The following is a 20,599-nucleotide window of genomic DNA, read 5'->3' as shown; positions in this document are numbered from 1 at the left end:
GGCCGCCGCGGTCACCGGCGGTCGGGGAGCCGCCCGCTGACGGCGAGGTAGTCGCGCGTAAACACCGCGAGCGACGGCGCGAGGACGAGGGGCGCGACGGTCCACACGAGTTCGGTCGGAACCGGCGGGACGAGCGCGACCGTCACGAACACCATCTGGACGCCCGCGAGGTACTTCCCGAGGTCGCTGTCGGGGAGGTCGCCGACGGGGAGCCCGCGGACGCGGCGCAGCCACACGGCCCCGCGGAAGACGTACCGCGCGGCGGAGATAGAGAGGTACCAGACCGGCAACAGCCCCCACAGCACCGCCACCAGCGGCGCGGCGACGAACCCGAAGGTGTCGAACGCCATGTCGAGCCGGCGGCCAGCCTCCGTCTCGCGGCCGACGGTTCGGGCGACGGTGCCGTCGAGGTTGTCGAGGGCGACGCCGGTCCCGTAACACAGCGCCGGGACCCAGACGAGCGTCGGCTCCGGCGGCACGACGGCGAACCCGGCGACGACGACGTACAGCGCCCCCCGGACGAGCGTGAGCGCGTTCGCCAGCCCGAGCAGCCGGCGCCAGAACCCGACGGTCGGGCGCCCCGGCCCGAGCCGGGACCCGACGTACCAGAGCTGTCCGGCCCAGCAGACGCCGGCGACGACGGCGGGCGAGAGCCCCCAGCGACCCGTCGTGCCCGCGGGGAGCAGCCGGAACAGGAGGGCCGCGAGCGCGACCCCGGCGACGATGGGAAGCGCGACGCCGACCCCGACGCGGACGGGGCGTCGCTGACGGGTCTCCGCCATCCTACCCACCCCCAGTCACCGGTTCGGCGGCGTTTACGACGGGGTGAACCGCGTTTACGACTCTCTCGGGGGTCGCGTCGTCGGGCAGCGCGGCGGCGGGTAGCCCGGGGGCGACGGACGCCGCGGCGCCCGGAGCGACGGGCTCGCACCGCGGTCGGCGGGTCTGCGTCGACACGGTCAGCGGCGGAGCAGGGCGATCAGGACGGCGATCAGCGCGACCTGTGCGACCTTGTCGACGGCGCCGAGCGTCCCGACGTCGCCCGGGAACGACTTCGCGCCGCCGGAGAAGTTGACGACGTACCACAGGACGATCTGGACGAGCGTGAAGGCGATCCCGACCGCGTACACCGTCCGGCGGCGGTAGTCGATCGCGAGGAGGCCGACGCCGCCGACGAATCCGAGCCCCGCGAGGACGAAGCTGATCCCCATCGGGGAGGGGAACATCCTGACGCCGAGGAGGAGGTGGACGGCCGCGGAGACCAGGGCCGCGGCGACGCCGATCCAGTGGAGACCGTTCAGCGAGCCGAGGTCGACCGCCGACTGCTGCGTTTCGGTCGTTGCCATAACACACACATGGGTTCCTTTCACATAGGAATACCGCCCGGACCGACCCGATCGCGTCGAGGACGACCCCTCATCGCTCGAAGCCGGGGTCGCGCAGGCCGTCGATCCGCGCGACCTCGTCGTCGGGCAGCCGCGCGCTGCCGGCCGCCAGGTTCGAGACGAGATGCGCCTCGCTCGTGCTGGACGGGATGGGAACGACTCCCCGGGAGGCGTTCCACGCGAGGACGACCTGCGCGGGAGAGAGCCCCCGGTCGCCGCCGATCGACTCCAGCACCGGCTCGTCGAGGAGGCCCGGCGCCGACAGCGGCGAGTGCGCGACGACTCGGATCCCCCGCTCGTGACAGAACTCCACGAGGTCGTTCCGGGGACGGTACGGGTGGCGCTCCACCTGAACGAGCGCCGGGTCGACGTCGCCCGTCGCCAGCACCGTCTCCAGTTCCGCGCGCGAGGCGTTGCAGATCCCCAGCGTCCGCGCCCACCCCCTGTCGCGAACGGCCTCCAGGTTCTCCCACGCCGTCGCCAGCGACACGTCGGCGGTCGCGAGGTCGCCGTCGGCGCCCTCCGGGAAGGTGAGCGCCTCCTGCCGCTCGACCGGCTCCTCCGCGAGCCGGGTCAGCTCGCCCCGGTGTTCGAGCGCATCGGGCCAGTGCAGCGCGTAGCAGTCGAACGCGTCGATCCCCAGCTCCTCGCGGCTGCCCGCGCAGGCGGCTAACAGGTGGTCGCGGCGGTGGTTGGTGCGCCACGCCTTGCCGAGGAGGAACACGCGCTCGCGGTCCGGCGCGCCCGGCGCGGCGAGCAGCTCCCCGATCCGGTGTTCGTTGCCGTACAGCTCCGCGGAGTCGAGGAGGCGGTAGCCGGCGTCGAGCGCGGTCGCGACCGAGTCGGCGCGCTCGACGTACTCCCCGTCGCGGTAGCGCGAGCAGCCGAAGCCGACCGCGGGGAGCCGGATCGCGTGCTCGCCCGCGACCGCGGCCTCGCGCTCGGTCTCGCCCTCGGCCCCGTCTCCGGCCGGCCCCGCCGGCCGGACGACCGGCGCGGGCGGCGGGTCGGCGGTCGCCCCGCAGTCGTCGACGGCGACCGACCCCTCGCGCTCGGCGGCCGCCTCTATCGCGTTACAGACGGCGACGACGTGGGCGCCCCGACGCCCGCCGGCCCGCGAGGGGGAGCCGGCCTCGACCGTCGCCGCGAGGCGCTCGACGGCGTCGACGTACTCGTACGGTTCGGTCGGCGCGTCCGGCGGCGCGCTCACGTACTCCCGCCCCACGCGACCGAACCGGACGCCATCGCGGTCGGCGTCCATCGCGCCGGTCCCCTTGAGGTACAGCGAGCCGTCGTCGCCGTGGAGCTCCAGCCCGTAGAACTCCCGGCTCCGGTGGGGCGCGTAGAAGCTCGCGGTCAGCCTGACGGTCGGTCCCGCCGCGAACGCGAGCGTCGCCTCGACGTGGCTCGGCGTCGACGGCCGCCGCTCCTCCCGCTCGGGCCAGACGTCGAGGGCGTCGGCGGCCCGGACGCGCTCGACGGGACCGAACCACGCGACCAGCAGCGCGAGTGGGTACACCGCCCCGTCGTACAGCGGACCGATCTCGAGGAAGGAGTCGGGCCGGTCGTGCCAGTCGGTGACGCGGCCGACGTGGGCGTGGGCGTACCCCAGTCCGACCGCTCCGAGCCGGCCGTCAGCGAGGAGGCGGCCCGCGCGGCGCTGCGAGGGCGCCCGCGGCGTCCCGGGCGCGCAGCCGAGCGCGAGGCCGCGGTCGCGGGCGAGCGCCACCAGCCCCCGCGCCTCGTCGGCGTCGAGCGCGAGCGGCTTCTGCGAGTAGACGTGGCGGCCGGCCTCCAGCGCGGTCCGCGTCACCGGCGCGTGGGCGGCGTGGCTCGTCAGGTTCACCACGAGCGGCGCGTCGACCGCGGCGAGCGCCGCCTCCAAGTCGGCAAAGGACGGGCAGTCGTGCGCCGCCGCCAGCGACGCCGCGCGGTCCGCGTCGAGGTCGACGACGCCGGCGAGCGACAGGTCGCTCTCCGACAGCCCGGCGGCGTACTCCGGCGCGATCGCTCCGGCCCCCACGAACAGACAGTTCACGGTCGTACCGGGGCGGCGAGACGTATAGGTGTCCCGACGGGGGCGGGTTCGGCGGGACCGCGCGGTCGACGGGACCGCTCCCGCCGGAGCGGTTTAGTCGCCTCGCGCCGAACTCGCGGGCGTGACGGAACCGGGCATGAGCCGCCTCGGGACCGCCTACCTCCGCGGGCTACAGGCGGTCGGGCGGCGGCTCGACTACGGGACGAACGCCTTCGACCGCGAGTGGGACGTCCTCGTCGTCCTCGACGCCTGTCGGGCCGACGCGCTGCGCGCGGTCGCTCCCGAGTTCGACTTCCTCGGCCCCGTCGAGACGGTCCGGTCGGTCGGGAGCTCCTCCTCGGAGTGGCTGGAGAACACCTTCCTCGGTCGTCCCGAAACGGCGCGGACGGTCATGGTCACGGGCAACACCTGGACCGACCGGTACCTCGACGCCGACGCGTTCGCCGCGCTCGACGAGGTGTGGAAGTACGCGTGGGACGACGCCGTCGGCACCGTGCCGGCGGCGGCGGTCACCGACCGGGCGGTCGCGCTGGCCCGCAAACTCGACCCGGACCGGCTCGTCGTCCACTACATGCAACCCCACCACCCGTTCGTCCCGGACCCGCTCGACGGCGACGACGGGCTGGCCCGGACCGGGAGCCACAGCAGCGAGGGGAACCCGTGGGTGTCGCTCCGGCGCGGGGAGGTCTCCGAGGAGCGCGTCCGGGAGGCCTACGAGGCGAACCTCCGTCACGTCCTCCCCGAGGTGGCCGCGCTCGTCGACAACGTCGACGGCCGCGTCGCGGTGACGGCGGACCACGGCAACCTCTTCGGGGAGTGGGGGCTGTACGGCCACCCGATGTACACGCCCGTCCCCGCCCTCCTCGCCGTGCCGTGGGCGGAGGCGAAGGGCGTCGACCGGGGGACCCGCGACCCCGAACTCGAACCGCCGGAGCCGCTGCCGGTGAGCCGGGTGCGCGGCGAGACGGGCGAGCGGGAGCGGCTGGAAGCGCTCGGCTACCTGTGACGGCGGGCGACGGGCTGTGACGGCGGGCGACGAGAGGGCTCGCCCGGTCCCGCGACGGCGATTCCCCGCCACCCCCTTCCGCGGCCCTCCGGATTTAGGTGCGTCGCGCCCGTGTGTCGGTCTATGTACGCGACGACGGTCCTGACGGACTTCGTGGCACAACACTACCTGACGGTCCCCGATCCCGGCCCCGAAGGCGTGCCCCACTCCCACCACTTCGAGGTGGAGCTGACGTTCCGCGGTCCGGAGCTCAACGCCCACGACTACCTCGTCGACATCGACGACGCCGAGGCGGCGCTGGCCGACCTCGCGGACCGCTACCGCGACGAGCTTCTCAACGACCTCCCGGAGTTCGAGGGGGACAACCCAGCGTCGAGCGCTTCGCCCGCGTGATCTTCGAGCGCGTGACCGAGACCGTGACCGACGACACGGTCTCCGAACTGGCCGTGACGGTCTGGGAGGACGACGCGGCCGCCGCCACGTACGACGCGCCGGTATGAGGATCGGGTTCGCGCTGTACGGGAGCCTCGACGAGCGGTCGGGCGGGTTCCGCTACGACCGGAAGTTAGTCGAGGGGCTCCGGCGGGCCGGCGACGCCGTGGAGGTGGTGGAGCTACCGTGGCGCGCGTATCCGCGCGGGCTGCTCGACAACGCCAGCCCGGCGCTCCGGGACCGGCTCCGCGTCGACGTCGACGTGATGCTCCAAGACGAGCTGGCGCACCCCTCGCTACTCCTCGCCAACCGCGACCTGCCGTTCCCGGTCGTGGGCGTCGTCCACCACCTGCGCGCGAGCGAGCCGCGCCGCCTCTCGCCGCTGTACCGCGCCGTCGAGCGGCGCTACCTCGCGACCCTCGACGGCGTCGCCTGCAACAGCGCGGCGACCCGCGACGCCGTCGCCGCGCTCGGCGTCGACCCCGAGGCGACCGTCGTCGCTCCCCCCGCCGGCGACCGGTTCGACCCCGCGATAGACGACGCGGCCATCGGGGCGCGGGCCGCGTCGCTCGCCGGTCCCGACCCCGGTCCCCTCCGGGTCGCCTTCGTCGGGAACGTCGCGCCCCGAAAGGGGTTGGACACGCTCGTCGAGGGGGTGGCTCGGGCCGAGGCCGCCGTCGAACTCACCGTTGTCGGGCGCGCTGTCGACGAGGGGCACGTCGCGGACGTCCGGCGGCTGGTCCGCGAGCGCGGCCTCGGGGAGCGCGTGCGCTTCGCCGGCCGGCTGTCGGACGCCGACCTGGCCGACGCGCTCCGCGCGAGCCACGTCCTCGCGGTCCCCTCCCGGTACGAGGGGTTCGGGATCGTCTACCTGGAGGGGATGAGCTTCGGGCTCCCCGCGGTCGCCTCGCGGGCCGGCGGCGCGGACGAGACGGTCGCGGACGGCGAGACGGGCGTCCTCGTCGACCCGGACGACCCCGCCGCCGTCGCCCGCGCGCTCGACGGGTTCGCGGCCGACCCGGAGCGGCTGGCCGAGATGGGTCGGGCGGCCAGGCGGCGGTACGAACGCCACCCGGGCTGGGAGGAGACGACGGCCCGCGTCCGCCGGCTGCTCGCGGCGGTCGCCGGCGAACCCGACGCCGTCGAGCCAGAGGTGGCGACGTGACGGGGGGAGAAGACGACGGCGCCACGGACAACGGTGGTCCCGTGGACGGCGGCGGCGACGCCCTCGCCGCCGACGCCGCGGCCTTCCAGCGCTACCTCCGGGCGAAGCGGAGCGTCGACGACCGGGCGCTCGACCGGCGGCTCCTCGACGTCTTCCGGGAGCGGCTGGCGGACCGCGCGGCGGCGGGCGACGGTCCCCTCCGCGTGTTCGAGGTCGGGACGGGCGTCGGGACGATGATCGCGCGGCTGATCGACTGGGAGGTGCTCCCGCCCGGCGAGACGCGGTACGTCGCCGTCGACAGCGACCCGGACGCGCTCGCCGGGCTGGCTCCCTTCATCCGGGAGTGGGCGGGCGACCGGGAGTCCGTCTCCGTCGCTGACGGAGCGGGGCGCACCGACGGCGACCCGCTCGTCGTCGAGACCGACGCGCGCACGGTGGCCGTCGAGCCGGTCGCGGCCGACGGGGTCGCTTACGCCGCGGAGCGCCCGGGCGAGTGCGACGCGCTGATCGGGATGGCGCTGCTCGACGTACTCGAAGCCGAGGGGATAGCGACGCTGGTCGACGCGGTGGCGCCCGGCGGGACGTACTACTTCCCGATCACCTTCGACGGGGGGACGCGGTTCAGACCCTCTCACCCGGCCGACCGGGTGATAGAGCGGCGCTACCACGCGCACATGGACGCCAAGCCCGGCGGGAGCAGCCGCGCCGGCGGCGACGCCCTCGTGCGCCTCCGCGGGGTCGACGGCGCGTCGCTCCTCGGCGTCGCCGGGTCGGACTGGGTGGTCAGGCCGGTCGCGGACGGGGACCGCGGGGTCGCGCCCGAGTCGCCCTACCCCGGCGACGAGGCGTTCTTCCTCCGGCACATCCTCGACACCGTGGAGGAGGCTGTCGGGGAGCTGATCGAGGGGGAAGACGGCGAGGAAGTCGACGAGACGGCCGCGTCGGCGGGCGGCGTCGGCGCCGACCCGGCCGCCGCGCTCGACGACTGGCTCGCGCGTCGCCGGCGGCAGGTCGACGACGGGGAGCTGATCTACCTCACCCACCAGCTCGACCTGCTCGGCGGGGTCGACTCCGAGGGGTAGCCCCCCTCGATCGGTAACTCCCCCCGGCGAACGGCTCAGACCGCCTCGATCGACTCCAGCAGCCGGCACTTCCGGCAGACGTCGCGGCTCGTCTGCGAGCCGCAGCGCTCGCACTCGCGGAGGCCGGAGTCCCCGCCGTCGCCCACGTCGCCGTCTTCGCCGTTCTCGTCGGCCCCGTTACCGTTCTCGTCGCCCCCGCGGTACGCCTCGGCCGCGAGCGCGGACAGCTCCTCGTAGCCGGCCATGATCGAGTGGCGCGCGCCGGGGTGGTTCTCCTCTAGCTCGTGGATCGTCGACTGGATCTCGCCGCGGTACGCCTCCTCCGCGTGGGGGCACTCGGCCATGTGGGTCGGCAGGTCGCGGACGTGGCAGTACAAGGCGATCTCCTTTTCGGGCACGTCGCGGAGGGGCTTGGCGCGCGGGACGAACGCGTCGGTCTCGGCGCGCTCGTCGAAGGGACCGAGCGAGGCGTCGAAGTGTTTCGCCACCTGTCGCACGTCGCCGTCGAGGAAGTTCATCATCGCGGTCTGGGCCTCGTCGTCGAGGTTGTGGCCGGTGAGCAGCTTGTCCGCGTCGAACTCGGCGGCGTAGTTCTCTAAGAGATCGCGCCGGAACACGCCGCAGTACGCGCAGGCGGCCATGTCCTCGGGGTCGTCCTCGACCACGTCGTCCATTCGCACGTCGAACTCCTCCTCGTAGGAGACCAGTTCGTGGCGCAAGGAGAGGTCGTCGGCCAGTTCCACGCAGGCGTCGACGCTCGCGTCGCGGTACCCCTCGATCCCCTCGTGGATCGTCAAGGCGAGCATCTCGACGCGGGGGTCCTTCCCGAACACGTCGTCGAGAATCCGCGTCAGGGCGACGCTGTCTTTCCCGCCGGAGAGTCCGATCACCCAGCGGTCGGGGTCCTCGGGGGTCGCGTCCGGGTCGAGGAGGCCGTCCTCGCGGACCCGACGCTTCACGCGCTTCTCGACCGACTCCCGGAGGTGGTGGCCACAGAGGTGCGCCCCGGAGTAGGCGGCGTGGTGGATCGCGTCGCTCCCGCACTTGTCGCACTCCATCGGTGTCGGGTTGCGGTCGCGCGGGCATACGGGTTTCGGGCCGACTACGTGATTAACGGCTCCGCCGAGACCACCGCCAAAGATCCAGTCGAACGGTTGTAAACCGCTACTGGCGGATCGACGGCGAACCACTCCAAAGCCCCAGCCGCGAGGACTCGCGCGGCTCGCTGCGCACCTCGTCACTCGCTACGCTCGTTCCTGCGGTGCTTCCGTCGCCGTGCTTCGTCCTCGCGACTGCCCCTTTGAGTCCCGCCCCGCACCGCCCAGCACAGCACCTCACACCTCCCCAGCCTCGTCAGTCGCCTCCGCCTCGCTCCGGCGACTGACTCCACCGCAGTTGGTGTAAACGAGCGTCTGACATCGACAACCCCCGGCCGGTTGTCGCCGGTTCCGATACCGGTTTGTCGGCGGGGCGTCGCGAATCGGCGTGAGCGATTCCCCGACCGGGGTCAACCGCGATCCCGACCCGCGACCGCTGCGCGAGGACCCCCCGGCGGAGAGCCGTCGGACCCGGCTCTGGCGCCTCGGGTTCAACCTCCTGCCGGCGTACCGGGGCACGGGCGCGCGCGTCGACCACATCGCGGCCGACTGGCGCTACGTCCGGATCCGAGTGCCGTTCAACTGGCGCACCCGGAACGCGGTCGGGACCATCTTCGGCGGCAGCATCTACGGCGCGATCGACCCCGTTTACATGACGATGCTTCGGCGGACGCTGGGTGACGGGTTCACCGTGTGGGACAAGTCGGCCGCGCTGGAGTTCATCGAGCCCGGCCGCGACACGCTGTACGCGGAGTTCGACCTGCCGCCCGCCGAGACCGAGGCGATCCGCGACGCGCTCGGGCCGGGCGAGTCGACCGACCGCGAGTACCTCGTCTCGCTCGTCGACGAGGAAGGGGAAGTCCACGCGGCCTGCGAGAAGACGCTGTACGTGCGCCGCGACGCCTGATCCGGTGGGTGTCGTCGGCTCCGCCGCGGTCAGTCGTCGGCGGGCTGCCGGACCGAGTCGAGCGGCGAGACGGAGATGATCAGCCGGTCGTCGGCCGTCGCGCTCACCATCTTCGACTCGGCGAAGCGACTGCCGTCCGCCCGGAGCCCCGTGCTCGCCCCGGTCCACCGCTCGCCGTCGGTCACGGCCGGGATGACGTTCCGTTGGATGTGCTCGACCGCCGGCTCGGGGTGGAGCCGCTGCCACGGCTCCCCCTCCAACTCCCCGGGGTCGTACCCGTACACCGAGCCGTACTCCTCGCCCACGAACTCGAACGTCCCGTCGGGCGCCACGGTACAGATCCCGTCGAGGGTGACGCCGCCCGCGGCGGCCAGCCTGACGCGCCGCAGCAGCGCCGTGTAGCCGTCGGGGCCGCCGCGCTTCGAGACGTAGTCGCTGACGCCGGCGCGGACCATCTCGGCCGCGATGTCGGCCGGTCCGGTCGCGGAAAAGAGGAGGAACGGGAGGTCCGGGTCGAGTTCGCGGGCGGCCAAGAGCAGTTCGACGCCGGTCAGGCTGGGCATGTCGTAGTCGCTGACGACGCAGTCGAACGGCTCGCGCTCGATGCGCCGGAGCGCGTCGTCGGGGCGCGTCTCGACCGCGGTCTCGCAGTCGAGTTCGTCGTCGCGTTCGAGGTGCGTCGCGACGAGCCGCGCCAGTCCCGGCTCGTCGTCGACACACAGCACGCGAAGCGTTTCGCTCGCCATGCCCGTCGTCGCCGGCGGCCGTACTTATTAGTGTTCGCCTGATGTTCAGCGGTGAGAACCGGGTTTCGGGGGCGCCCGGCGGTACTCGGCCCAATCCGGCAGCGCTCGGCCCGAACCGCCGTCGGTCGGGGGGTTACGCCGCCGTGCCCGCGACGAGCGCCTCCTCGACCGTCTCGACGAATCGCTCGGGGTGTTCGACGTGCGGGAGCAGCCGCGCGCGGTCGAAGACGACGAGCCGCGCGTCGGCGGCGTCCGCGAGTTCGCGACCGTCGGTCAGCGGGCTCACCGTCGCCTCGCGCCCCCAGACGATCGTCGGGGGGACGTCGAGGGCGGCGAGCGCGCCGGCGAGGTCGACCTCGCTGTTCAGGCTCCCCGAAACGAACGAGGCGGGCGCGAACCGCGCGTTCTCGACGTGGGTCGTGCGCCACTCGTAGTCGGTCCACTCCGCGCTCGGGTTCGCGGGGTCGTCGTAGCCGTGGTCGGCGTTGAAGTACCGGATCGACGGCTTCGCGGTGATGACGTTGAACAGCGCCCGCCCGACGAGCGGCGCGCGGAGCAGTTCGCGGAGCCACCCTTTCGCCGGGCTCGGTCCCGCGGTCGCGGTCGGACAGACCGCGACGAACCCGCCGAGGGCGACGCCGCCGTCCGCGTCGCCGCCGTCGACCGCCGCGACCGCGTACGCCGCCGACAACGAGGAGGCGACGACCGCCGGCTCGTCGAACTCCGCGAGGAAGTCGTGGACGAAGTCCTCGTACAGCGCGGCGGAGTACCGGAGCGGCGGCCGGTCGGAGCGGCCGTACCCCGGGAAGTCGGGAGCGACGACGTGGTAGTCGGCGGCCAACTCGTCGAACACCGCGCGCCACTCGCCGGAGGAACCGGCGGCGTTGATCCCGTGGAGCAAGACGAGGTCCGGGTCGTCCGGGTCGCCCGCCTCGGTGTACGCGACGTCCATCCCGCGCCAGCGGAAGACGCCGTCGTCGCCGTCGAGCGGGGACTCTAACTCGCCCTCGTACCGGAGACCGGTGTTGAGCGCGGCGAGCGCGCCGACGCCGAGGACGGCGCTGCCGAGGAGGTTCCTGAGCTTCATAGAAAACTGTTGGTTCGCTGGCGACTTATACCCGTGGGACGCGGCGGGGGCGTCGGGGTCGAGCTGGACCGTCGCGGACGCGGCGGCCCCCGCCGCGTCGAGCGAGACCGGGGCTCAGTCGTCGGGCTCCCGGTCGGCCGCCTCCTCCACGCAGTCGGCTATCGGGCCCACGATCGCCTCCGCGACCGCGTACGGGTCCGTCTCGCGGTCGCGGACCCGCTCCGCGAGGCGGTCGATCCCGCCGCGGCGCTCGATCTCCGCGGTCGCGAGCGCCCCCACGTCCGCTCGCACGAGCGTGCGGATCTCCTCGGCGTACCGGCGGCGCTCCGTCACCTCGATCTCGCCGGACTCCCGGAGGTGCGACGCGTGCGCGTCGAACGCCTCGATCAGCGCCGCGACGCCCTCGCCGGTGTTCGCGACGGTCTCTAACACGTCCGGCGTCCACGAGTCGGCGGAGTCCGCGTCGGTCGCGTCGGACTCGCCGGACGCCGAGTCCGTCGAGCGGTCGGCGTCGCGGTGGCTCCCGCCGGATCCGGCTCCCTCGGTCGAGGCCATCGAGGCCGCGCCGTGGTGGCCGGCACCGCGGCCGGTCGTCCCGCCCTCGCGGCGGTGGACCATCTCCTCTAGCTCCGCGACGGTCCGCTGTGCGCCGTCCATGTCCGCCTTGTTGACGACGAAGACGTCGCCTATCTCCAGTATCCCGGCCTTCAGCGTCTGGACGTCGTCGCCGGAGCCGGGCTGGACCAACACCGCGACGGTGTCGGCGGTGCGGACCACGTCGACCTCGTTCTGTCCGGCGCCGACGGTCTCTAACACGACCACGTCCTTTCCGAAGGCGTCGAGCGCCTTCACGGCGTCCGCGGTCGCGGTCGAGAGGCCGCCGAGCTGGCCGCGCGCGCTCATCGACCGGAAGAACACGTCCATGTCCCCGACGTTCGACCCCATCCGGATCCGGTCGCCGAGGACGGCCCCGCCGGTGTACGGCGAGGAGGGGTCGACCGCGATCACGCCGACCGTGTCGCCGCGGTCGCGGTAGGCGGCGGCTAGCTTGTCGACCAGCGTCGACTTCCCGGCGCCCGGCGAGCCGGTGACCCCGATCACGTCGGCGCCGCCGGTGTGTTCGTGGAGCGCGGAGACGATCGCGCGGTACCCCGGCGTTCGGTTCTCGATTTTGGTGATCACGCGAGCGAGCGCGCGGTGGCTCCCCGCGAGCAGCTCCTCGACGAGCGCCGCGTCGGCGTCCGAAAGCGTCGGCGCGTCCGCGAACGCGGGTGCGTCCGGCCCGGCCATCTACGCGCGCTCCGGGACGTTGTTCCGGATGAACTCGACCGTCTCCTCCATCGGCGTCCCCGGCCCGAACACCTCGGCCACGCCGAGCCCCTTCAGTTCGTCCTCGTCCTCGTCCGGGATGATCCCGCCGACGAGCACGAGGGTGTCGTCGAACGCCTCGTACTCTTTGAGCCCCTCGATCACCTTCGGAACGAGCGTGTTGTGCGCGCCCGAGAGGATCGAGATGCCGAGCACGTCGACGTCCTCTTGTACCGCCGCCTGGACGATGTCCTCCGGCGCGCGGTGGAGCCCGGAGTAGACGACCTCGAAGCCGGCGTCGCGGAACGCCCGCGCGATGACGTGTGCGCCCCGATCGTGGCCGTCAAGCCCGACCTTCGCGACCAGACACCGGACGGCGCGCTCCTGCTGTTCGGCGCTCATACCACCCTCTGGGTCGCGTGCCCGCTTGATTCTAACGGAAGATGGGGATAGACCGCCGACTCACCCGACGATCGTCCGGAGGGTCGACTCGGTCAGCAACGCGGTGATCCCGAGCGCCTCGGTCGTCATCCACGCGATGAAGATGACGTACATCGCGAGGAAGACGTACCCCTCCTCGGTTGTGATCTCGAAGTCCGTCGCGGCCATCACCACCACGACGAGGGTGGTGTAAAACAGGAACAACAGGAGCGGCACGGAGGTGAGGAAGCCGATGGAGACGCCGCCAGCGAGGATGACGCCGATCGGCAGCGCCGCGACGAGGTTGAACGTGTTCGTCCCGAAGACGTTCGCGACCGCCGCCCGCTTGTCGCCGGCCTTGCCCATCTTCACGCCGACGAGCAGGTCGGGGAACGAGCTCATCGCGGACAGCACCGTCACGGAGACGAGGAACGACGGCGCGCCGAGCGCGTCCGAGAGCTGTACCGTCATGGTGACCATCGACTCGACGCCGACGAGCACGACGGCGAGGCCGGCCGCGAACAGCCCGGCCTGTTTCGGGAGGTTCGTCGATTCCGTCCGCTTCATATCCGACGCGCCGCTCTTGCCGCCGGCGAGGAGGATGACGTACACGCCGTACAGCACCAGCAGTCCGACGCCCATCTGGGGGGAGATCCGGGCCAGCTCCCGCCCGTCGGTCCCGAGGACGCCAAGGGCGATCACGCCGAACAGCGCGAGGACGGCGACCATGTAGAAGATGGCGTCACGGTAGACGATCCCCTGTGTCGTCGTCGTGTCGCCGCTCGTGATCGAGACGGCGGCCGGGATGACCAAGATGTTGAACACCGCCGTCCCGATGAGCGCGCCGGCGCCGACGCCGAAGTCACCGAGGAAGACCACCGAGATGACGATGATCGCGAGTTCGGGGAACGAGGTGGCAGCCGCGACGATGAGTCCGCCCTGAATAGCCTGTGAGACGCCGAAGTGGTCGCTGATTTTCGAGGTCGTCGACTCGATGACGTTCGCGCCCTTCCAGGTGAGCAGGAACCCGATCAGCCCCAACACGATCCAGACGACGAGCGACTGGTCACCGATGAGCTCCTGCAGTACAGTCACGTTCGGCTACTGCGCCCGAAGCCGATTATGGCTTCCGGAGGGTAGAGGCGGAGAGCTACTCGCCGTCGAACGCGCCGAACCGCTCGTCGAAGACGGCGACCACGCGGCGCTCGACCTCGTCGCGGATCTCGCGGACCGCCTCGATCGGTCGCTCGCCCGGGTCCTCGAGGTCCCAGTCGTCGGTGTCGACGTCGTCGAGTTCGAGCGTCGAACACCCCATCGTCGCGACGAAGTCCGACTCGGCCAGCGACGCGTCGGATATCTCCCGCGGCGTCCGGCCGTTTGCGTCGAGACCGACCTCCGCGAGCGCCTCGACGACGACGTCGTGAACGCTGTCGGCGGGTGCGGTGCCGCCGGTCCGGATCTCGACGCGGTCGCCGAGCCCGCGCCGGTCGCGCTCGCGCTCCGCGAACGCCGTCGCCATCTGGCTGCGCCCGGCGTTGCGGACGCACATGAACGTGAGGATAGTCGTCTCGTCGGTCGTCTCGTCGTCGGTCGTGTCGGTGGGTGTCGTCATCGTGGATCGTGGAACCGCCCGCAGCGGGCCGAACCGGGCCCGCCCGCTTCAGTAGATCAGCTCGTCGTCGTTCTCGATCATGTACAGCGTCCGCGCCGCGACGTTGACCGCGTGGTCCGCGACGCGTTCGAGGTCGCGCACCGCGAGCAGCGCCTGCGACACCTCGTCGAGGGAGTCTTCGAGCGCCTCGCCGTCCGTCGGCGCCGGGCCGTCGCGCGCCGCGTTCCGGGCGCGGTCGGCCTCCAGCAGCTCGCGGACGACCGCCTCGCTCGCCCGCCGACAGCGGTCGTCGAACGCGTCGTCGCGGGCGGCGATCTCGCGGCAGGCGTCGGGGTCGCTCGCGGCGTAGGCGGCGACCGCGTCGGCCACCATCTCGCGGGCGCCGTCCCCGAGGTCGCGCACGTCGACGGCGTCGTGGACGCCGCCCTCCGGACCGCCGTACGCCGCGACGTTCGTCGCGAGGTCGGCCACGCGTTCGAGGTCGGTGATGATCTTGAAGGAGGCGGCGACGAGTCGGAGGTCGCCCGCGACGGGCTGCTGGAGCGCCAAGAGCTCCGTACACTCGTCTTCTAAGGCGAGGTACGTCTCGTTGACCTCGTGGTCGCTCTCGATCACCGACTGAGCGAGGTCGTCGTCGCCGGACACCGCGGCCTCGATCGCGTCGTCGAGCCGGTCGCAGACGGTCTCGCCCATCGCGACCACGTCCTCGCGGAGCTCGTCGAGCCGATCTTGGTAGTTCTCGCGGGGCATCTATCCGAACTTCCCCGTGATGTAGTCCTCGACGCGCTGTTCTTCCGGATCCTCGAATATCTTCGTCGTGTCGTCGTACTCCACGAGCCGCCCGCCGGTGAGGAAGACGGCGGTCCGGTCGGAGATGCGGGCCGCCTGCTGCATGTTGTGCGTGACGATGATGACGGTGTACTCCTCCGCCAGATCGTCGATGAGGTCCTCGATCTTCGAGGCCGCGACCGGGTCTAACGCCGAGGTCGGCTCGTCCATCAGGATGACTTCCGGGTCGGGCGCGATAGCGCGGGCGATACAGAGCCGCTGTTGTTGGCCGCCGGAGAGGTCGAGCCCGGAGGAGTCGAGCTGGTCTTTCACCTCGTCCCACAGCGCGGCGCTCTTCAGCGACTCCTCGACGCGGGCGTCGACGTCGCCGTCGAACCCCTGAATTTTCAGGCCGTAGGCGACGTTGTCGCGGATCGACTTCGGGAACGGGTTGGGCTTCTGGAACACCATCCCGATCTTCCGGCGTAGGGCGACGGGGTCGACGTCGGCGTCGTACACGTTCTTCCTGCCGAACTCCACGTCGCCCTCGACGCGGCACACCTCGATCATGTCGTTCATCCGGTTGATACACCGGAGGAACGTCGACTTCCCGCAGCCAGAGGGGCCGATGAGCGCGGTCACGCGCTTTTCGGGGATCTCGATCGACACGTCGTCGATCGCCTGTTCGTCGCCGTAGTAGACGTTCAGGTCGCGCGCGGCGACCGCGGTCCGGTTCGAGGGGGCGGTCCGGTCGTTCGATTCGGTCTCTACGTCCGTCGTGATGAGCGAGTCGCTCGGTTCCGTCTTGGGTTCGGTGTTACTCATATCAGTCACCCCGCTCCGCGCGGTTCCGCAGCAGTATCGCCGTCCCGTTCATACCGACGAGGATGATCAACAGCGTAATAACGCCTGCGGCGACGACCCCGTAGCGGAACTCCGCCTGCGGGAAGTTCGCCCACGCGTAGATCTGCATCGGCATCGCGCTGAACTTGCTGAACAGGCTGCTCGGCGGGCTGAACACCGTCGTCGCCGCGCCGACCATAATGAGCGGCGCGGTCTCGCCGATCGCCCGGCCGAGCGCGAGGATCGTCCCGGTGAGAATCCCGGGGAACGCCTCCGGGAGGACGACGTTTTTCGTCGTCTGCCAGCGGGTCGCGCCCATCGCGTCCGACCCCCGGCGCAGGTCGTCGGGCACCGACCGGATCGCCTCCTGTGCGGAGATGATCGTGATCGGGAGGATGAGCAGCGACAGCGTCAGCGACACGGTCACCGCAGTCCCGAACCCGAACCCGAGGAGGTTCGCGAACAGTCCCAGTCCGAGCAGTCCGTACACGACGGACGGGACCGCCGCCAGGTTCGCGATGTTGATCTGAAGCAGCCGCGTCAGCGCGCCGACGATGCCGGTGTCCGCGGTGTACTCCTCGAGGAACACCGACGTCGCGACCCCGAGGACGAACGACAGGACGGCGACCATCGCGATGATGATCACCGAGCCGACGATCGCCGGATAGAGTCCCGCCTCGGTGGCGTTTCTGGACGGCGCCTCCGTGAGGAACGTCTCGCTGACCCACGGGCTCGGCGTCGGGATCCCGAACGTTTCGACGACGGCGGCGCCGGCGAGCGCACCGGCGATGAGAAGCACCGGGAGGCCGAGCCCGATGACGCCCTCGCCGACGTCGAACGCCCGATCGAGATACACGGCGGCCGGGACGCCCGCAACGACGATGACCAGCAGCGCGTTCGGGCCGCCGACACCGAGTCCGATTGCGCGGCCGAAGAGCCCGACGACGGCCGCAAGTCCGAGCGGAACGCCGCCCGCGAGGACCGCTTTGGGCCGACTCGATCGCGCGTCGACGACGAGGGCTCCCGCGGCCGCGATCGGGATCGCCAGCGTCCAGAGGTAGATGAACGCCGTGGTCGGGTACGTGTCGACAATGGGGCGTAGGAACACCGCGAGCAGCGTACCGAGGATGGCAGTCGGAAGCGCGGCCGTCAGAGCGGACGAGACGTCCCGAGTGTGCCCGTATCCGTAGACGAGAGCGGCCGGAACGACCCCGAGCGTGTACACGAGGAACCACAGCCGCTCGTCGAACACTAAGAAGAGGACGCTGAACGCCATCCCGATAGCGGCCCCACCGATCAGCCGTCCGATGAGCCCGAACCCGACCGACCCGGGACGACCGCGCGCGCCCATGTAGACGAGGTATCCGGTGAGCGGGACGACGACGACGAAGAGGTACGTGAGCTGCCAGTTGAGTCGCGGGACTCGGCCGACGAACGTCTCGATCGCGGTGAAAACCGCGGCGACCGCGACGAGTCCGCCGCCGCCGACGGCGACCGCGCGGCGCGTCAACGCCGAGTCGTGGGCGCTGTATAGGCAGAATCCGAGGAACGGCACGACGAGCGTGAGGAAGTAGGTCAATAGCCATAGCGGGTTCGCCCCCGCGAGGTCGAACGCATCGATCGTGACGTAGATGAGCAGCACCGCGAGCGCGAAGATCCCGAGCACGCTCGCCCCGAGCGAGAGGTACTCGAAGGCGATCCCTCGGACGCGGCTCACCTCGCCGAACCCCCCGACGCGACTGGCGTCGGTGTCGGTCGCCATCAGTACTCCTCCCGGTACCGTTCCGCGATGATGTCACTGAGAACGTTCATTACGAGGGTCACCACGAACAGCGTGAGTCCGAGCGCGAACATCGCGTCGTACGGGATTGTCCCGCCAGTCAGGTCCCCGCCGGCGATCTGTACCATCGCGACGGTGATCGTCATTCCGGAGTCGAGAAGCGTGTCGGCGGGGTTGATGTACGGGACCCCAAGGAGCCCCTCCCGAACCGCGGGCATCCGCGCCTGCGCCCCCATCGCGACAACGACGATCATCGTCTCGCCGATTGCGCGCGAGACGGCGAGGATATACGATGAGGCGATCCCGGAGATGGATGCCGGAACCACAATACCGGTCGACACCTCGAACTTCGTCGCGCCGAGGCCGTAGCCGGCCTGCCGCAGGTCGTCCGGCACCGCGCTCATCGCGTCCTCGGAGATCGACGAGACCATGGGAATAGTCATTATTCCGACCATCAGCGACGCCGACAGGGCATTGAACGTGCTCATCTCCGGGAACAGCGTCGCCTTCAGCGCCGGGGTGACGTACACCAGCGCGAAGTAGCCGTACACGACCGTCGGGATGCCGGCGAGGATCTCCAAGAGCGGTTTCAGTATCGAGCGCGCGTTCGACGTCGCGTACTCGCTGAGGTATATCGCGGTCAGCGTTCCGAGCGGCAGCGCGACGAACGCGGCCGTGATCGTTACGGTGAGCGTCCCGATCACCAACGCGACGATACCGAACGTCTGCCCGCCCCCGCGCGGGTTCGGGCTCCAACTGGTGCTGGTCAGGAACTCGCGGATCGGTACCTCGGCGAAAAACATCACCGCGTCCGACAACAGGGTCGCGATGATTGCGACCGTCGTGAGCAGCGTGATTACTGCGCACGCGGCGAAGAACCCGCCGTAAGTTCCCTCCTTCAGTCGTGTGAGCCCGCTCCGTCGCTGTAGATCCGGACTCTCGGTGCTATCTGTCACGGACGGTCGGGTATCGCACGCTGTCGTAAATCAATACACCGGTTCATGACGCGGGTCTCAGCCCTGCGCCTGCTCGATCGCGTCTTCGAGGATCTGCATCTGCTCTTGCTGCGTCTCCTCGGTCGCGGGGACGTACCCGACGTCGCCGGCGACGAGGTCCTCGTTAGTCGTCTGCTCGACGAAGTAGCGGGCGAACTCCGCGATGTGTTCCTCACCGAGCGCCTCGATCTTCGTGTAGGTGAACAGCGGCCGCGAGAGCGGGGCGTACTCGCCGGAGGACGCGGTCTCGAGGCTCGGCTCGACCGGCCCGTCGCCGTTGTCGATGGCGACCGGCGTGATCTGGTCTTGGTTCTGGAACCAGTACGCGAACCCGAAGTAGCCGATCGCGTACTCGCTGCCCTCGACCCCCGAAGCGATGGTGTTGTCCTGCTCGGTGGCCTGATAGTCGTCGGTGTGGCCGTCCTCGCCCATCACGTTCTCGATGAAGTAGTCGTACGTCCCCGAGGTGTCGGCGGCGCCGAACCGCTCGATCTCCTCGTCGGGCCACTCGTCGCGGACGTCGCTCCACAGCTCGGCGGCGTCGGACTGCCAGATCTGCGAGAGCTCGTCGACGGTCATCTCCGTCGCGAAATCGTTGTCGTTGTTGATCACGACGGTGAGCGCGTCCGTCGCAGCGATCAGCTCGACGTACTCGACGCCGTTTTCGGCGCACAGCTCCTCTTCTTCCGGCTGGATCGGCCGGCTGGCGTTGTTGAAGTCGGTCTCACCGACACAGAAGAAGTTCGAGAAGCCGCCGCCGGACCCCGTGGAGCTGATGTCCGGGTCGACCTGCGGGTGCTGCTCGGCGAAGTCCTCCATGACCGCGCTCATCAGGGGGAACACCGTGCTCGACCCCGCGATGTTGATCGCGCCCGACAGCGAGTCGGAGCCGTCGGAACCGTCGGAACCGTCGGAGCCGCCGGAGCCGTCCCCCCCCTCGGTCTCGGTACACCCTGCGAGTCCGAGCGCCCCCGCGCCGGCGAGCGCCGCGAGCGATTTCCGCCGAGTGATCCCCGCTGTGTCCGCGTCGTGGCTTGAAGCCATCACCTGTTGCTGGGCGAGTTCCCGTTAAGTAGTATGCTATGTGTGGTACGTGGCGGCGGGTACGGCCCGGTACGGCTATATGTGTGTACATAGCCTATATAGAGATGTATATTCTTCGGCCGGCGCGGTCGATCGGTCGGAAGGGGCGGCGGACGGACGGTCCGCGGCGTCGGCTCCGACGGCGAATCGGTCGCGTTAAGTTTGGCGTGAATTGTGGTAGACGGCGAAGGCTTCTAGCCAGTTTTGAGCTGTCTCTAGCGCGACATTGCTGAAACTATTCGCAAACGATGATGTTCGTCGTTCTATTTCCCAAAAGACACGTTCGATAGCATTCCGATTTCCATGTTGAATGACTTGAAATCGATAGCCGTCTTCATCGAGAACTGATCCGAGATAGTCTGCGTCATCGACGAGAAATTCCACGCTATCGAGCTGATAGCGCCGGTGAAGCTCGGTGAGAAACCATCGCGTCGTCTGTTTATTTGCGGTCGGATAGATACTCACGTGAAGGATCTCGTTCGTCTGCGGATCAACCGCGCCGTACAGCCAGAACTTCTGGCCGTGGAGGCGGATCATCTTTTCGTCAACCGCGATTTGATCCTCGGAGACGGTCGAGATCGGCTGTAGTTCGGCCTTATGAACCCAGTTATGGATCGCGACGTGACTCCGCTTGATCCCAAACAGCTCAAGATGCTTACTTACCTCTCGCAATGACATACCGGCCAAGTGACAGCGGATCCCTACTTCAATCGCCCATCGCGGCGTTCGATCTCGCTCCACAAACGACAAGTCGATCCACGCGATACGTTCGCTGAGGCGCTCGGTTTCGGCCATAGACACTCTGAAGTCGAGCGCCTCATCCTCTAACTTAACGCGACGGGCGA

Annotated in this window: 20 protein-coding genes and 1 pseudogene; 5 read left to right on the top strand and 16 right to left on the bottom strand. The window is 70.3% G+C overall.

Features of this window, described 5'->3' with window-relative positions:
* Nucleotides 1-11: 11 nt before the first annotated feature.
* The 3 genes from KI388_RS00950 to KI388_RS00940 all read right to left on the bottom strand — a co-directional run bounded on the left by KI388_RS00950 (nucleotide 12) and on the right by KI388_RS00940 (nucleotide 3,423).
* Nucleotides 12-782 (bottom strand): CDP-alcohol phosphatidyltransferase family protein, encoded by a 771-nt coding sequence (locus tag KI388_RS00950; protein WP_215087558.1) that lies wholly within the window; start codon nucleotides 780-782, stop codon nucleotides 12-14.
* Nucleotides 783-959: 177 nt separating this feature from the next.
* Complete coding sequence (locus tag KI388_RS00945) at nucleotides 960-1,346, bottom strand: hypothetical protein (protein WP_215087557.1); 387 nt, start codon at nucleotides 1,344-1,346, stop codon at nucleotides 960-962.
* Between the two features lie 70 nt (nucleotides 1,347-1,416).
* On the bottom strand, nucleotides 1,417-3,423 hold the full coding sequence (locus KI388_RS00940; RefSeq protein ID WP_215087556.1) for an aldo/keto reductase: 2,007 nt from the start codon (nucleotides 3,421-3,423) through the stop codon (nucleotides 1,417-1,419).
* Nucleotides 3,424-3,559: 136 nt separating this feature from the next.
* On the opposite strand from KI388_RS00940, the gene KI388_RS00935 reads away from it, so the two are divergent.
* From KI388_RS00935 to KI388_RS00920, 4 genes and pseudogenes are all read left to right on the top strand, one after another.
* On the top strand, nucleotides 3,560-4,429 hold the full coding sequence (locus tag KI388_RS00935; protein ID WP_215088706.1) for a hypothetical protein: 870 nt from the start codon (nucleotides 3,560-3,562) through the stop codon (nucleotides 4,427-4,429).
* A gap of 123 nt (nucleotides 4,430-4,552) precedes the next feature.
* Nucleotides 4,553-4,929: pseudogene (locus tag KI388_RS00930) on the top strand (6-carboxytetrahydropterin synthase).
* On the top strand, nucleotides 4,926-6,026 hold the full coding sequence (locus KI388_RS00925) for a glycosyltransferase family 4 protein (RefSeq protein ID WP_215087555.1): 1,101 nt from the start codon (nucleotides 4,926-4,928) through the stop codon (nucleotides 6,024-6,026). Before KI388_RS00930 ends, KI388_RS00925 begins: the two are co-directional and overlap by 4 nt.
* The gene (locus KI388_RS00920) at nucleotides 6,023-7,108 is read left to right on the top strand and encodes a hypothetical protein (RefSeq protein WP_251133173.1); all 1,086 of its coding nucleotides are present in this window, start codon (nucleotides 6,023-6,025) and stop codon (nucleotides 7,106-7,108) included. Before KI388_RS00925 ends, KI388_RS00920 begins: the two co-directional genes overlap by 4 nt.
* 35 nt (nucleotides 7,109-7,143) lie before the next feature.
* Here KI388_RS00920 and KI388_RS00915 read toward each other — a convergent pair whose 3' ends face one another.
* Nucleotides 7,144-8,166, bottom strand: coding sequence for a TIGR00269 family protein (locus KI388_RS00915; RefSeq protein WP_215087554.1), 1,023 nt, complete (start codon nucleotides 8,164-8,166; stop codon nucleotides 7,144-7,146).
* A gap of 427 nt (nucleotides 8,167-8,593) precedes the next feature.
* Here KI388_RS00915 and KI388_RS00910 point away from each other — a divergent pair, with 427 nt between their 5' ends.
* Entirely contained in the window at nucleotides 8,594-9,112 is a 519-nt protein-coding gene (locus KI388_RS00910) for a DUF4442 domain-containing protein (protein ID WP_215087553.1), read from the top strand.
* 29 nt (nucleotides 9,113-9,141) lie between these two features.
* Here KI388_RS00910 and KI388_RS00905 read toward each other — a convergent pair whose 3' ends face one another.
* The 12 genes from KI388_RS00905 to KI388_RS00850 all read right to left on the bottom strand — a co-directional run bounded on the left by KI388_RS00905 (nucleotide 9,142) and on the right by KI388_RS00850 (nucleotide 20,549).
* Nucleotides 9,142-9,858 (bottom strand): response regulator, encoded by a 717-nt coding sequence (locus KI388_RS00905; RefSeq protein WP_215087552.1) that lies wholly within the window; start codon nucleotides 9,856-9,858, stop codon nucleotides 9,142-9,144.
* Nucleotides 9,859-9,991: 133 nt separating this feature from the next.
* Entirely contained in the window at nucleotides 9,992-10,945 is a 954-nt protein-coding gene (locus KI388_RS00900) for an alpha/beta hydrolase (RefSeq protein WP_215087551.1), read from the bottom strand.
* 114 nt (nucleotides 10,946-11,059) lie between these two features.
* Nucleotides 11,060-12,235 (bottom strand): methylmalonyl Co-A mutase-associated GTPase MeaB, encoded by a 1,176-nt coding sequence (gene meaB, locus KI388_RS00895; protein WP_215087550.1) that lies wholly within the window; start codon nucleotides 12,233-12,235, stop codon nucleotides 11,060-11,062.
* Nucleotides 12,236-12,655 carry a cobalamin B12-binding domain-containing protein gene (locus tag KI388_RS00890; protein WP_215087549.1) on the bottom strand — a complete coding sequence of 140 codons (420 nt, stop codon included), beginning with the start codon at nucleotides 12,653-12,655 and terminating at the stop codon, nucleotides 12,236-12,238. It lies immediately after the preceding gene.
* Between the two features lie 60 nt (nucleotides 12,656-12,715).
* Nucleotides 12,716-13,768, bottom strand: coding sequence for a sodium:calcium antiporter (locus tag KI388_RS00885; RefSeq protein WP_215087548.1), 1,053 nt, complete (start codon nucleotides 13,766-13,768; stop codon nucleotides 12,716-12,718).
* Between the two features lie 55 nt (nucleotides 13,769-13,823).
* The gene (locus KI388_RS00880; protein ID WP_215087547.1) at nucleotides 13,824-14,285 is read right to left on the bottom strand and encodes a low molecular weight phosphatase family protein; all 462 of its coding nucleotides are present in this window, start codon (nucleotides 14,283-14,285) and stop codon (nucleotides 13,824-13,826) included.
* A gap of 48 nt (nucleotides 14,286-14,333) precedes the next feature.
* Nucleotides 14,334-15,035, bottom strand: coding sequence for a phosphate signaling complex protein PhoU (gene phoU / locus KI388_RS00875; protein ID WP_215087546.1), 702 nt, complete (start codon nucleotides 15,033-15,035; stop codon nucleotides 14,334-14,336).
* The gene (pstB, locus tag KI388_RS00870; protein ID WP_215087545.1) at nucleotides 15,036-15,878 is read right to left on the bottom strand and encodes a phosphate ABC transporter ATP-binding protein PstB; all 843 of its coding nucleotides are present in this window, start codon (nucleotides 15,876-15,878) and stop codon (nucleotides 15,036-15,038) included. It abuts the gene before it with no gap.
* Between the two features lies 1 nt (nucleotide 15,879).
* Nucleotides 15,880-17,658, bottom strand: a complete 1,779-nt coding sequence (pstA, locus tag KI388_RS00865; protein ID WP_215087544.1) for a phosphate ABC transporter permease PstA — start codon at nucleotides 17,656-17,658, stop codon at nucleotides 15,880-15,882.
* Nucleotides 17,658-18,632 (bottom strand): phosphate ABC transporter permease subunit PstC, encoded by a 975-nt coding sequence (gene pstC / locus KI388_RS00860; protein ID WP_215087543.1) that lies wholly within the window; start codon nucleotides 18,630-18,632, stop codon nucleotides 17,658-17,660. Before pstC ends, pstA begins: the two co-directional genes overlap by 1 nt.
* Before the next feature lie 57 nt (nucleotides 18,633-18,689).
* Entirely contained in the window at nucleotides 18,690-19,715 is a 1,026-nt protein-coding gene (locus KI388_RS00855; protein ID WP_215087542.1) for a PstS family phosphate ABC transporter substrate-binding protein, read from the bottom strand.
* A 195-nt stretch (nucleotides 19,716-19,910) separates the two neighbouring features.
* The gene (locus tag KI388_RS00850; protein WP_215087541.1) at nucleotides 19,911-20,549 is read right to left on the bottom strand and encodes an IS6 family transposase; all 639 of its coding nucleotides are present in this window, start codon (nucleotides 20,547-20,549) and stop codon (nucleotides 19,911-19,913) included.
* Nucleotides 20,550-20,599 lie beyond the last annotated feature (50 nt).

The organism is Halorubrum sp. 2020YC2, from assembly GCF_018623055.1.
Lineage (GTDB): Archaea > Halobacteriota > Halobacteria > Halobacteriales > Haloferacaceae > Halorubrum.
Note: the sequence above shows the minus strand (reverse complement) of the source record. Positions and strands in the feature narration are given on the sequence as shown.

Bases quoted from the DNA above. Each gene is read 5' to 3' on its own strand.
- pstB (WP_215087545.1), bottom strand. From the start codon at position 15,878: ATGAGTAACACCGAACCCAAGACGGAACCGAGCGACTCGCTCATCACG.
- KI388_RS00925 (WP_215087555.1), top strand. From the start codon at position 4,926: ATGAGGATCGGGTTCGCGCTGTACGGGAGCCTCGACGAGCGGTCGGGC.
- phoU (WP_215087546.1), bottom strand. From the start codon at position 15,035: ATGCCCCGCGAGAACTACCAAGATCGGCTCGACGAGCTCCGCGAGGAC.
- KI388_RS00905 (WP_215087552.1), bottom strand. From the start codon at position 9,858: ATGGCGAGCGAAACGCTTCGCGTGCTGTGTGTCGACGACGAGCCGGGA.
- KI388_RS00890 (WP_215087549.1), bottom strand. From the start codon at position 12,655: ATGAGCGCCGAACAGCAGGAGCGCGCCGTCCGGTGTCTGGTCGCGAAG.
- KI388_RS00855 (WP_215087542.1), bottom strand. From the start codon at position 19,715: ATGGCTTCAAGCCACGACGCGGACACAGCGGGGATCACTCGGCGGAAA.
- KI388_RS00900 (WP_215087551.1), bottom strand. From the start codon at position 10,945: ATGAAGCTCAGGAACCTCCTCGGCAGCGCCGTCCTCGGCGTCGGCGCG.
- meaB (WP_215087550.1), bottom strand. From the start codon at position 12,235: ATGGCCGGGCCGGACGCACCCGCGTTCGCGGACGCGCCGACGCTTTCG.
- KI388_RS00945 (WP_215087557.1), bottom strand. From the start codon at position 1,346: ATGGCAACGACCGAAACGCAGCAGTCGGCGGTCGACCTCGGCTCGCTG.
- KI388_RS00935 (WP_215088706.1), top strand. From the start codon at position 3,560: ATGAGCCGCCTCGGGACCGCCTACCTCCGCGGGCTACAGGCGGTCGGG.
- KI388_RS00950 (WP_215087558.1), bottom strand. From the start codon at position 782: ATGGCGGAGACCCGTCAGCGACGCCCCGTCCGCGTCGGGGTCGGCGTC.
- KI388_RS00915 (WP_215087554.1), bottom strand. From the start codon at position 8,166: ATGGAGTGCGACAAGTGCGGGAGCGACGCGATCCACCACGCCGCCTAC.
- KI388_RS00880 (WP_215087547.1), bottom strand. From the start codon at position 14,285: ATGACGACACCCACCGACACGACCGACGACGAGACGACCGACGAGACG.
- KI388_RS00850 (WP_215087541.1), bottom strand. From the start codon at position 20,549: ATGGCCGAAACCGAGCGCCTCAGCGAACGTATCGCGTGGATCGACTTG.
- pstA (WP_215087544.1), bottom strand. From the start codon at position 17,658: ATGGCGACCGACACCGACGCCAGTCGCGTCGGGGGGTTCGGCGAGGTG.